Origin of the sequence: uncultured Campylobacter sp. (genome assembly GCF_937997405.1) — a bacterium.
Taxonomy (GTDB): domain Bacteria; phylum Campylobacterota; class Campylobacteria; order Campylobacterales; family Campylobacteraceae; genus Campylobacter_B.
This window is the reverse complement of sequence record NZ_CALKTL010000170.1, coordinates 15,962-28,363: the sequence shown is the minus strand read 5'-3', so window position 1 is coordinate 28,363 and position 12,402 is coordinate 15,962. Positions and strand designations below refer to the sequence as shown.

Sequence of the window (12,402 nt, the reverse complement as noted above, 5' to 3'; positions counted from 1 at the left end):
AATGATGAAACGAATGATTGGCATGCTTTTGGTAACGCTTACGCACGCGGATATTTACTGGCGTAACCTCCACAAGCTCGTCCTCCTCGATCCACTCCAGCGCACGCTCTAAATTTAATGCGCGCGGCGGCACGAGTTTGATCGCATCGTCGCTACCGCTGGCGCGGACGTTGGTTAAATTTTTACCCTTGATCGGATTAACGTCCAGATCGTTCGGACGGCTGTGCTCGCCGATGATCATGCCCAGATAGACCTTCGCCTGCGGAGCGATAAAAAGCACGCCGCGATCTTGCAGGTTCCACAGGCTGTATCCTAGCGCCACTCCGTTTTCCATGCTCACGAGCGCGCCGTTTTGTCGCTTCTCGACCGCGCCGATGAAGGGGCGGAATTCCAAAAAGCTGTGGTTCATCACCCCTTCGCCGCGAGTATCGGTCAAAAACTGCGAGCGAAAGCCGATGAGACCGCGCGCCGGGATCTCAAACTCCATACGCGTCTGCCCGTCGCCGGTAGGATTCATCACCTTCATCTCGGCCTTTTTGCGGCCGAGCTTTTCGATAACGGTGCCGGTGCAATCATCGGGCGCGTCGATGACTAGATGCTCGAAAGGCTCACATTTGATGCCGTCGATCTCTTTGATGATAACTTCCGGGCGCCCAAGGCAGAACTCAAAACCCTCGCGGCGCATATTCTCGGCTAAAATCGTGATCTGCAGCTCGCCGCGACCGCTTACTTTAAATTTTCCCTCGCCCGCGTTTTCATAGCGCATCGCGATGTTGGTTTTCATCTCCGCTTCCAAGCGCTCGTCGATCTTATTTGAGGTTACGAATTTGCCCTCCGTGCCCGCCAGCGGTCCGTCATTTACGCTAAAAATTACGCTAAGAGTCGGCTCTTCGATATGCAGCGCATCAAGCGGGATCGGATTATTGGGATCGACGATACTATCGCCTACGTCAAGCGCGTCAAAGCCCGCAATCGCCACGATGTCGCCGGTGCCCGCCGCGTCGATGTCGGTGCGCTCAAGCCCGTTAAAGCCGATGAGTTTTGAAATTCTGCCGTTTATGTGCGTGCCGTCGGCTTTAGCTAACATAACGCTTTGGTTTTTGTTTATCGTGCCATTAAAAATCCTAGCGATGCCGATCTTGCCGACGTAGTTGTCGTAATCGAGCGTAAAAACCTGCAGCTGCAAAGGATTATCGTCGCTGCCGCTCGGAGTAGGGACGTGAGAGATGATCGTCTCAAAAAGCGGCTTCATATCGGCGCTTGCGTCGTTTAGATCGTATTTTGCGTAGCCGTTTTTGGCCGCGGCGTAGATGACGGGAAACTCAAGCTGCTCGTCGTTTGCGTCAAGCGCTACGAAAAGATCGAAAATTTCATTTACCACGCGGTCCGGATCGGCTGCGGGCTTATCGATTTTATTTACGACTACTATCGGCCTAAGCCCCAAAGATAGCGCCTTTTTTACGACAAATTTCGTCTGCGGCATGACGCCTTCTTGCGCGTCGACGAGCAAAAGCACGCCGTCTACCATCTTTAGTACGCGCTCGACCTCTCCGCCGAAATCGGCGTGGCCCGGAGTGTCGATGATGTTGATTTTAACGCCGCCGTAGTGGATGGCGGTATTTTTGGATAGGATCGTAATACCGCGCTCGCGCTCTATGTCGTTGCTGTCCATCACGCGCTCGCCGACTTCTTGGTGATTACCAAAGGTGCCGGATTGTTTTAAAAGCTCATCTACGATAGTGGTCTTGCCGTGATCGACGTGCGCGATAACCGCAATATTTCTGATATTTTCCAAATTTTTCTCCGTTTGCTATTTTAAAGGCTGACGATTATACTAAAAAAATTCTTAAGATAAAAATTTACGAGTACTCTTTGACTTCGCAGACAAAAAACTCATAAACGCGCTGTTGGATTAGCGCATCCTCGTCATCATCTCCAATCAAACGGCGTAGATGCGAAAAATCAATCTTTTTGATATATTTTTTGTTATTTTTGATATCTCTGTCGATCTCTTTTAAAAGCGAATCTAAATTTAAGCTTTTATAGGTTTTCGCCTTTAAGATATACTCTTTTACGATGGAGACCAGCACGCCGATGCGCTGTTCGTCGCCCGGATAAATTTCGCCGGTTATATCTTTGATCGCGTCGTAATCCTCGTCGGTCTGCTTTTTTTTAGCAAGCAGCATAGCGGCAAAAATTTTGGCTCTGAACTCAATAGAACGATGATGAGGGATAAAAACCTCGCGAAATACGGATAAAAGATGATTTTTGAAATTCATTTATAACCTTACTTTAAGAAACATTTCCATATAATCCCGTTTGCCCTTTCTTAGACCTGTGCAATGCTTTTTTTAGGCACCGCTTCAGGGTAGGAATACAGCAGAGCACTTAGATCTCGCATGTGCCGCAGCCATCTGGGAAGGGGTTTTATAAATCGATCCTATTAAGTCCGAAATGCTCTTTGAAATCCTCGCAAACACTCTGAAAATCGACGCCTTCAATTTTCGGCTTGGCTTTGAAAAACTCTAACATCGAATTATACCCACTAAGCAACTCCTTGCTTTTCACGCCGTAGCTGATCGAAATCCCCGCCTCGAAAAACGCCGCTAGTTTATCGCAATACTTAAGCGCCTTGCCGTCGATTGCGCGAAATTTATCTTCATTAAACATCTTTAGGCTGCCTTCTGCAAATTTAGGCTCCTTGCCTAGCTCGAAAGTGCGATTTTCAAACTCGTCTTTTATAAATTTACCGCCCTCTTTGCGGATACCCAAAATATAACTGAAATCATCTCTCATATGCTCGGGCACAAAGGGTAAAATTTTATCGTCTATTAGCCGCATCTCATATTCGCTAATGATGTCGCTAAGGCCCTTGACGCCGTATTTTACGGGGCTAATGATGTCGCGAGTTAGGCTTTCGGGCAAATCATGAAATAGCGCGCAGAAAAAATTATACGCCGTGCGCGAGCGGCACGCATCCACTTCAAGCGAAAAAAAGTAGCTTAAAATCGCAACTACCAGCATGTGTCCAAGCACCGATGTCTCAGGGATGCGCGGCGTCTGCGCCCAGCGCTTTTGAAAACGAAGTCTGCCGCTAAGATCGACTATGCGAGCAAGTTTTTTATTCATCACGATCTTTCGCACGCCGATTAGCTCGTAATAATCCTCGAGCTCCTCCTCGACCTTGGATTTTAGCTCTTCAATATCGTTTAAAAACTGGCTCGTTTGATATACGATATTAAATTCCCAGCTCGTAGAAAGGTAGCTCGCCGCCTTTAAGATCACGGCTTCTTTCTTATGATCCTTGGAATTTAGATATTTTTTAAATCGCTCGAAAAACTCTCCGTTTTGAATAGGCAAAAGATCGCTTTCTAGGACGCTTAAAACCCATTCGTTAATCTTTTTTTTCTTGGTTTTTTGTATCTGATGAAAGACGTCCGGACGGATGTCTGTTACTACGATGCGCGCTAAAAACTCGAAAATCCCCGCTTCTATGACGTAGTTGATATCCACATCGCGCTCAAAGCTAGCGATAAAATAAGCGATGATAAATTTATGCGCCTGCTTGTCGAGCTCGACTAAACTCACCATCTTTGGGTAATCGTTCCAGCGGCTAATGCTTGCGGATTTAAAAATTTGTTCGACTAAATTTGAGCTTATCATCGGTAAATTTGATCCGAGTTTATTTCGATTACCGTGTGGACGTTGCCGCGCGGATTAAAATCGCCCGTGATTTTCATAAATTTAGGCTTTAGCTTGCTTTGCAGCGCGCCGTAAATTTCATTTATGCTATCTTCGTGGCTGATATAGCGGTTCATGAATGAATTTATGTAAATTTTAATCGCTTTAAGTTCGACTACGAGCTTATCCGGAATATATTCCAAATAGATCGTCGCAAAGTCTGGATAGCCAGAGCGCGGGCAACGGCAACAAAACTCGGGCAGGGTGATTTTTATCAAATAATCACGCTCCTGTTTATTGGGCCAAACTTCTAAATTTTCGATGTCAAATTTCTCAATTTCCTCTTCGCCGTATCTCACTATGATCTCCTTAAATTCGATATATCATTCGGCTTTTCAACACAAAATCCCTGAATACAATCGATACCCATTTTATAAAGTTGCATTTGAAATTCCTGCTTATCTACAAAGCGCATTATGGTTTTGATGCCCGATTTAGCGCAGGCTTCATTAATGCCTATGAAGATATTTTTAATCTTTTCATCGTCTAAATTTTTGTTAAATTCTATGTCATAAACGATAAAATCGACGTTTAGAAATTTTAAATACTCAAAGCTCGCGTTCGAGCCGCCGAACTGCGATAGCGCGAAGCTAAATCCGAGTTCGCGGAATTTAATCAAAATTTCATCAAAGCGCTTGATCTCCGAATAAATAAGCTTTTCGTTAAACTCAAACACAATCTTTTTCGGATCAATCAGATTATTATCGATGAGCTTTAAAATTTCATTGCGAAACTCGTTATTTCGCAGGGTCTGAGGCATAATCTCAATAAAAATTTTAGCGTCAATATCTTTAAAATAGATGATCCTAGAAATCTGCCTCATCATCGAAATATCGTATTTGATGTCATAATGATTTAGAAGCAAAATATCTAAAATTCTACTTTTTGTGATCTTTTCGCCGCTTCTTAGATCAAGCTTCGGGATCAAATTTATATGCGATTTTACGCCGTTTTTATCTGCAACGCGCTGATATTTGAAGCTGAAATTTTCACTATCGATCGCTTCCATAACGTCGGCGGAAAATACGTCTATTAATACCTTTTCTACGTCGATCGCCTTCTCGCCGTGCTCTTCGTCGTCCAGGTGATTTATCTTATAAAATAGCGCATTTACGATATTATTTAGATTGCGATCATATGAGCTTGGAAGCATCGTAAATTCGCTTTTTATCTCTACATTTTTAATCGTTTGACTTGAAATTTTATGTTCAAACATTCGCAAAATATGACTTAAATTTGTAGCTTTTGATTCTACGCCGAATACAAAGTAGCCGTTTATAAAGCGCCCGATCGGAAGGTCCTTAAAACCCTGCTCCGCCATAAAATTTGAAAGTTCCTTACAATACTCATATAAAATTTCATCGCCGTTTTTGTAGCCGTATCGATCGTTTATGTCGATGATATTTTTAATTCGCAAAAGAACGATATTTATTTGACGATTTTTAGCTAGATCATTACTTAAAATTTTTTCGATCTCCTCTCGCACAAACACGTGAGTAACGGGATCAATCAGCGTTTTTTGAAAGCCAAAGTAAATTTGATAGATGACATAATAAACATAGCAGATCAAAAGTATCAAAAACAAAATTACGTCGTCAAATTTAAACTCGCCGTTTCGGAATAAAATAATTCCAAAAACAATCAAAACGCAGGTAAACGGTACCGAAATTTTAAGTGCCGTTATGAAGCGGTTTTCGCGCTCTTTGGTCTCACTAAATAAAACAGACATTATATATCCAAGTGTTTAACGTCTTTGGCATGGTCTTGAATGTAATTCCTACGCGGTTCAACCTCGTCGCCCATGAAGAGATTAAAGGTATCGCTAGCACTTTGTGCGTCTGCAATGCTGATTTTTAAAAGCCTTCTATTTTCAGGGCTCATAGTAGTTTCCCAAAGCTGCTCCGGATTCATCTCTCCAAGACCTTTATAGCGCTGAATATAAGCGCCTTTTTTCGAGCTTTTTTCGATTTCGTCTAAAATTTCAATAAAATCCTTGCCAAAACTTACATCCCGCTCTTTGATCTTTGAATAAATTCTGATCGCCTCTTCAAAGATATAATTGCCGAATAGATTCTCATCTATCACGAGCTGTTCCAAGCCGCTCGGAGTTTGGACGTAAATTCTAATGCCTTCATCATTTACGTAGGAATTTAAGATATTAAATCCTTCACTCTCCAGGCGCGGTTTTAAAATTTTAAATAACTCCTCATAGCCGAGGCTTCGCGCTTCGTCGTTTTCTATCAAAAATCTAATCGCGCTAAGCACGCTGAAGCGCTTTTTGAGCTCATTTAGAAGCGAGCGGTAGTTTGAGACGATTTTTAGATAATCAATCAGATCCTCGTTGCCGATACCTTCAAACTCGCCCATATCGATGCCCGTTTCGATCAAAAACTCGCTAAGTGCCTTTTCATCTTTCAGATAGATCTCTTTTTTGCCCTTTTTATATCTAAAAAGCGGCGGCTGTGCCAGATAAACATAGCCGTTTTCGACAACAGGGCGCAAAAATCTAAAGAAAAATGTTAAAAGCAGCGTCTGGATGTGGCTACCGTCGACGTCTGCGTCCGTCATAATGATAATTTTGTGATAGCGGAGTTTCTCTTCGTTAAATTCCTCTCCAATACCGCAGCCAAAGGCCGTGATCATATTTTTAATCTCTTCGGATTGCAAAATTCTATCCAGGCGCGCCTTTTCTACATTTAAAATTTTTCCTCTAAGCGGCAGGATCGCTTGAAACACGCGATCTCTTCCCTGCTTCGCCGAACCGCCCGCGCTATCGCCCTCAACCAGATAAATTTCGCTGATGCTTGCATCTTTACTCTGACAATCGGCTAGCTTTCCTGGAAGGGTTCCGACGGAATTTATATTGTCTTTTTTACGCGTTAGATCGCGTGCTTTTTTTGCCGCTTCACGACCGCGCGCGGCCAAAAGAGCCTTATTCATAATGGCACGCGCTTCAATCGGATTTTCTTCAAAATACTTGCTAAGCACCTCAAACGCCATCTTTTGTACGATCGGCTTAACGTAACTGGAACCTAATTTTCCCTTAGTCTGTCCCTCAAACTGCGGCTCGGGAACCTTTACGCTAATTACCGCAATAAGTCCCTCGCGAACATCATCGCCGGTTATCTTCGTGTCCTTTTCGCGCGCAGCCGCATTTGCCGCGACGTAATTTGTTATCGCGCGCGTAAGACCCGCTCTAAAACCAGCCTCGTGAGTGCCGCCGTCCGGAGTTTTAATATTATTTACGAAGCTTAATAAATTCTCGCTATATGTTTCGTTATACATCAGCGCGAAATCCACCATAACATCTTCCGCACCGTCGCTAAACGATACGGCTTTGGATATGGCAGGCGCTTTATTCATATCGTTTACGAAGCTTTCTAAGCCGCCTTCGAAGTGAAAGTGCTCGTCCCTACCCGTGCGATTATCTTTAAAATTTATCGTAATTTTTGGATTTAGATACGCTAGCTCGCGAAATCTTTTTGATAAAATTTCATCGTCAAATTCTAAAATTTCAAAAATTTCGCCGTCGGGCCAAAACTCAATCGTAGTACCCGTGCGATTAGTAGTTTTTATCTTTTCAAGCTCGGTAGTAGGAATTCCTTTGGCAAATTCTTGTCTATAAATACTTCCGTCACGTTTGATCGTAGCAACGAGCTTTTTTGAGAGCGCATTTACGACGCTAACACCCACGCCGTGCAGACCACCGGAGACTTTATAAGTGTCTTTATCAAATTTACCGCCTGCGTGGAGCACTGTAAGAACCACTGTCGCGGCAGGAATTTTTTCAGTCGGATGTATATCGACGGGGATTCCGCGACCGTTATCACTAACGATACAACTTCCCTCGATAGTGATCTCAACATCAATCGTGTCACAGTAACCTGCCATCGCCTCATCGATCGAGTTATCCACTACCTCGTAGATCATATGGTGAAGTCCGCCGATATTGGTATCTCCAATATACATTCCGGGGCGCTTTCTAACAGCCTCAAGACCCTTCAAAACTTTAATATTACTAGCGCCGTAATTTTGCTTCATAATTTTCCTTTAAATATTATTTATCGGCATAACGACCGTTTTTAAGCCATCCGCGCTAAGCACGAACGCCGTATCGGAGCTGTTAAAATCAAGCTCAAAAATTTCGCTCTCGATACTACTTAAAAAATCGAGCAGAAAGCGATTTTTAACGCCGAAAACTATCTCGCCGTTTATCTCAATCGCCGCTTCAATTTCGGTCTTTGCCTCGGAATTATCCTCGTTGATGCTCTCAAAAATCATTCCATCCTTTTTAATGGTAACCTTCATCTCCTCGCACATCGCGTTTATCGCTCGCACGCCGCTTACCATCTTATCGCGCGGGATTAAAATTTTATACGCTGTATCGTTTGGGATAACGCGCTCGTAGTTTGGAAATTTACCGTTTATAAGCTTTGTAAAAAACTCAAAATTCTCGCTCACCGCCAGCAACACGTTTTCGTCGTAGTAAATTTTAATTTTATCAGAAAATAACTTTTGAATTTCGCTTATTGCCTTTTTAGGGATTAAAATTTTAGTATCTAGCTCGCTCGCTTTTGATTGAGTGATTAGTTTATAAACGCTAAGTCGCTTCGTATCGGTTCCGACTAAATTTATAAAGCCTTCTTTTACGTCGATTAAGGCTCCGTTTAGCTCATATTTTGGATTGTTCGTATCGATCGACGGATAGATCTTTTTAAGGCTTCTTCCTAAAATTCCAGCGTTTACGTCAAAGCTGTTTTTACCATCTATTATAGGGAAGCTTGGAAAATCCCTCGTCTCAAACATCGGAAGCTTGTACTTGGATTTTTTTTGCTTTACAAATAGCGCTCCGTTGACGGTTTCTAAGGTCACGTTATCGTCGCTTAGGCCTTTGATGACGCTAAGAAGTTTACCTCCATTTGCAGTAGCTTCTCCCTCTGTTTCTATCGAGACATTTTGTAGATTGTAGCTTAAGCCGATTTCATGATCGGTAGCTTTTATACTAAAAATTCCATCTTTTGCACTCATTAAAAGATGCGAAGTTATCGAGCTTAGATCTTTTTTATCAAGATAGGAGCTAGTATTTGAAACTATTTCTTCTAAAAGTTTTTTAGTGATTAACACTTTCATATTTTTATCCTTTTAAATTTTTATCGTTGTAGTAGTTGGCAAGTGGTTTTTGTGAAAAACTTATCCTAAAGCTTGTCTTTAGGTAGTTTATCCAGTGAGTAAGTAGCTTTGTTTTATTCACTTTCATTCACCATTTTTGCTTTATTTTCATAAAGTTTAAATTTCATTCTTATCCTTTTTGGTTATTTTGTTTTTTAGTTCTTCGATCTTTATCTTTAACATCTCATCGGTTTGTATGAGTTCGTTGATTTTTTTGATATTTTTGCTGATGGCGCTGTGATCTTTTAGATTAAAAAATGCGGCGATTTTAGGCATTGAGTTTTGAGTTAACTGTTTGGTTAAATATATGCAAATTTGGCGCGCTTCGACGACGTTTTTAGCTCGCGTTTTGCTTTTTAGCTCGCTAGGTTTTACGTTTAGCTCTTTTGAAATGACTTCGATGACGTGCTCTAGGCTCACGCTTGAATATTTTTGATGGATCTGATCTTGAAGCGTACTTTTGGTAAATTCCAGCGTGATCTTTGTGCGAAGTATTGAGGAGTAGGCGTTTAGTTTGTTTATTGCGCCTTCGATTTCGCGGATATTGTCACCCATATTTGCAGCGATATATTCTACGACATCGTGTGAAATTCTAACGCGATTTTCCTCGCTCTTTTTATTGATAATGGCAATTTTAGTTTCGAGATCTGGCGGGGTAATGTTTGCTATTATGCCGCTTTCAAATCGCGTTGTGAGGCGACTTTCAAAGCCTTTTAGAAATTTTGGCGGCAGGTCGTTGGTTAGCACGATTTGGCAGTTTTTGTCTTTCAGCTCGTTAAACGTATAAAAAAGCTCCTCTTGAGCTTTATCGCGTCCGATTAAAAACTGAATGTCGTCGATGAGCAAAACGTCGCAGTTGCGGTATTTTTGTTTAAATTTATCGATCGAGTTGTTTTTGAGATTAAAGACGAAATCATTAGCGAACTGCTCGCTGGTGACGCAGATGACGGTCTTTCCCTTTTTGATGCAGTAATTTCCGATCGATTGAAGCAGGTGAGTTTTTCCAAGCCCGCTAGGCCCGTAGATAAAGAGCGGATTAAAGCGAATTCCGGGCTCTTTTGCGACTGTAATAGAGCACTCAAAAGCAAATTTATTTGAATCGCCGATGATAAAATTTTCAAAATTATAATTTTCGCTTAGAATCGTGCTCTTTGGCTTTTCCGAGATGATTTTTACCTTTTCTTTCGGTGAAATTTTAGCTTTTGAGGTGATTTTGACGATCACGTCGTTAAGCCCAAACTGTTTTTTGATAAGTTCTTTTATTTTAGTGCCGTATTTTGTCTGGGCATATTTGGCGATAAACTCGTTAGTTGCGTTGTAGATGAAAAATTCCGGTGTCGAGTTTTTATCGTTGAATTTCAAATTTTTAATGTATCTAGAGTATTCGGTAGGTAAAATTTCCTTCTCTAAATTCGATAAAATTTCTTGTGCTTGCGACGTCGCCATAAAATTCCCTTACAAATTAGATTAAGATTTTAGCTAAATTTCGCTAAATTTGCGGTAAATTTAAGTTTATTCACCGGTGATTAAACTGTGAATAAGTGTGAAAGGTGGCTATGAAAATTTTAGGAATTGATCCAGGAACTAGAAATTTAGGCTATGCGATTTTGGAAAAAGATGTGAATAAGATCAAACTCATCGAGGCGGGATTGGTAAAAATGAAGGCCGAAAACGTGCAATTTCAAATGACACAGATGAGCGAGGCGATCGATCAAATTTTTAGCGCTCATAAGATTGATGAGGTCGCGATAGAATCGATGTTTTATGCCTACAATCCGCAGTCTGTTTTAAAGCTCGCTCAGTTTCGCGGCGCGCTGGCTCTTAAAATTTTACAAATTTTTGGAAATTTTGCCGAATACACGCCGCTTCAGGTAAAAAAATCAGTCACGGGCAAGGCAAAGGCTGCAAAGGAGCAGGTTGCGTTCATGGTAAAGCGAATTTTGGGGATTAATAAGGAGATTAAGCCGCTTGATATTACTGATGCCATAGCTATCGCGCTTACACATGCAAATGTTATGCGGCTAGTGCCTAAATAGGAGGGTTTTATGAAAATTGCTATTTTGCAAATGGACGTGAAAATAGCTCAAAATTTCGCAGATTGTGAGCAAAATTTTGTTCACGCGCACGGCCTGATAGATCGCGCGTTAAAGCGCGGCGCGGACGTAGCGGTGCTGCCCGAAGCATTTAATATCAGCTTTAATACGGCTAAATTTAAAGAGCTAGCCGATACAAACGCTGCTTATACGAAAAAATTTTTAAGCGAAATTTCACAAAAAAGCGGCGCTATTTTAATCGGCGGATCGATAAATTCCAAGCGAGATAAAATTTACAATTCCGCTTTTATATATCAAAACGGAGCCGAAATTTTACGCTACGACAAGATTCACGCCTTCTCGCTCGCTCGCGAAAACGAGATCGTAAGCGGCGGCGATAAGCTGGGTATTTTTGAGATTAAATTTAAAAATCGCGCGGTCAAAATCGGCGTCGCGATCTGTTATGATCTGCGCTTCGGTGAAATTTTTCGAGCTTTAGCGCTTCGTGGCGCGCAGATAGTTTTTGTAATCGCGCAGTTCGCGCAAAGCCGCATAGAGCATTTTATCACGCTTGCGAGGGCTCGCGCGATTGAGAATCAAATTTTTATCTGCGCGGTAAACGGCTGCGGCGATACGGGGCAGGGCGAGAGTTTCGGCGGAAATTCCATGCTGATAAATCCCGGCGGCGAGATCGTCGCGCGCCTAGGCAAAAAAGAGGCCGTGAAGATTGCTCGAGCGGATTTAAATGAAATTTTAAAATTTCGCGCTAAAATGGATCTTTTAAAAGATATGAAACCTGAAATTTATAAGGAGTTTTGATGAAAACTTTGGTATTTGTGATTGATATGGTAAATGGCTTCGTAAAATTCGGCGCAATGGCTGATCCTAGCATAGCAAAGATCGCCCCTGCGGTGCTTAGACAGATTGAGGCGGCGAAAAACGTGCATTTCATCTGCGACGCTCACGCCGAGCGGGATTTGGAGATGAAGCGCTATCCGATCCACTGCCTAGCTGGCTCGCCCGAAGCGGAGGTGATCGAGGAGCTCGCGCCCTACGTAAGCGAGCAAAACGTCACTTTTAAGCGCAGCACGAACGGCTTTCATAATTTGGATAAGAAAATTCTGGACGGCTTCGATCGCTTCGTGATTACGGGCTGTTGCACCGACATCTGCGTGATGCAGTTTGCGCTTAGCCTGCGCACCTATCTCAACGAAACGGGCGCCGATAAAGATGTCATCGTTCCGCGAGGTGCGGTAGCTACCTACGATGCGCCGAACCATGAGCGCGGCTACTACGACGAATGTGCGCTAAGCCTAATGCAAAATGCGGGAATTTTGGTAATTTAAGCTGCGCTTGGATCAGACAGAATTTTAAGTTAAATTTTCTAGCTTATAAATTTTAAAATTTAGAGCCGCTCTTAAAATTTTGAAATTTTTTGAGCGGTAGAATTTTAAAATTT

Annotated in this window: 11 protein-coding genes, 1 other RNA gene and 1 pseudogene; 4 read left to right on the top strand and 9 right to left on the bottom strand. The window is 42.4% G+C overall.

What is annotated here, in order from left to right; translation table 11 throughout:
• A partial coding sequence (gene typA, locus Q0372_RS09205) for a translational GTPase TypA (protein WP_298105143.1) occupies positions 1–1,795 on the bottom strand: 1,795 nt, incomplete at its 3' end.
• Between the two features lie 64 nt (positions 1,796–1,859).
• On the bottom strand, positions 1,860–2,279 hold the full coding sequence (locus Q0372_RS09200; protein ID WP_298105140.1) for a hypothetical protein: 420 nt from the start codon (positions 2,277–2,279) through the stop codon (positions 1,860–1,862).
• 47 nt (positions 2,280–2,326) lie between these two features.
• Between Q0372_RS09200 and ffs the strand changes: the two genes are divergently transcribed.
• Positions 2,327–2,424: signal recognition particle sRNA small type (ffs, locus tag Q0372_RS09195), an RNA gene on the top strand.
• A gap of 3 nt (positions 2,425–2,427) precedes the next feature.
• On the opposite strand, the gene Q0372_RS09190 is transcribed toward ffs, so the two are convergent.
• The 7 genes and pseudogenes from Q0372_RS09190 to dnaA form a co-directional block, all read right to left on the bottom strand.
• Positions 2,428–3,663, bottom strand: a complete 1,236-nt coding sequence (locus tag Q0372_RS09190) for an HD domain-containing protein (protein WP_298105137.1) — start codon at positions 3,661–3,663, stop codon at positions 2,428–2,430.
• A pseudogene (gene queF, locus Q0372_RS09185) lies at positions 3,663–4,061 on the bottom strand (preQ(1) synthase); the annotation flags it as partial. The pseudogene queF and the gene Q0372_RS09190, both read right to left, overlap by 1 nt.
• A complete protein-coding gene (locus Q0372_RS09180) occupies positions 4,040–5,470 on the bottom strand; it encodes an EAL domain-containing protein (RefSeq protein ID WP_298105131.1) in 1,431 nt (476 codons plus the stop codon). The gene Q0372_RS09180 and the pseudogene queF, both read right to left, overlap by 22 nt.
• Positions 5,470–7,782, bottom strand: coding sequence for a DNA topoisomerase (ATP-hydrolyzing) subunit B (gene gyrB, locus Q0372_RS09175; RefSeq protein WP_298105128.1), 2,313 nt, complete (start codon positions 7,780–7,782; stop codon positions 5,470–5,472). Before gyrB ends, Q0372_RS09180 begins: the two co-directional genes overlap by 1 nt.
• A 9-nt stretch (positions 7,783–7,791) precedes the next feature.
• Positions 7,792–8,871 carry a DNA polymerase III subunit beta gene (gene dnaN, locus Q0372_RS09170; RefSeq protein WP_298105125.1) on the bottom strand — a complete coding sequence of 360 codons (1,080 nt, stop codon included), beginning with the start codon at positions 8,869–8,871 and terminating at the stop codon, positions 7,792–7,794.
• A 4-nt stretch (positions 8,872–8,875) separates the two neighbouring features.
• Entirely contained in the window at positions 8,876–8,998 is a 123-nt protein-coding gene (locus Q0372_RS09165) for a hypothetical protein (protein ID WP_297944547.1), read from the bottom strand.
• Positions 8,999–9,027: 29 nt separating this feature from the next.
• Entirely contained in the window at positions 9,028–10,356 is a 1,329-nt protein-coding gene (gene dnaA, locus Q0372_RS09160; protein WP_298105122.1) for a chromosomal replication initiator protein DnaA, read from the bottom strand.
• 110 nt (positions 10,357–10,466) lie between these two features.
• On the opposite strand from dnaA, the gene ruvC reads away from it, so the two are divergent.
• Genes ruvC through Q0372_RS09145 form a run of 3 tightly spaced genes read left to right on the top strand, consistent with a single transcriptional unit; the run spans position 10,467 to position 12,289 of the window.
• Positions 10,467–10,946 (top strand): crossover junction endodeoxyribonuclease RuvC, encoded by a 480-nt coding sequence (gene ruvC, locus Q0372_RS09155; RefSeq protein ID WP_298105119.1) that lies wholly within the window; start codon positions 10,467–10,469, stop codon positions 10,944–10,946.
• A 9-nt stretch (positions 10,947–10,955) separates the two neighbouring features.
• Complete coding sequence (locus Q0372_RS09150) at positions 10,956–11,762, top strand: nitrilase-related carbon-nitrogen hydrolase (protein WP_298105116.1); 807 nt, start codon at positions 10,956–10,958, stop codon at positions 11,760–11,762.
• Entirely contained in the window at positions 11,762–12,289 is a 528-nt protein-coding gene (locus Q0372_RS09145; RefSeq protein ID WP_298105113.1) for an isochorismatase family cysteine hydrolase, read from the top strand. The genes Q0372_RS09150 and Q0372_RS09145 overlap by 1 nt, the downstream gene beginning before the upstream one ends.
• Positions 12,290–12,402: the final 113 nt, after the last annotated feature.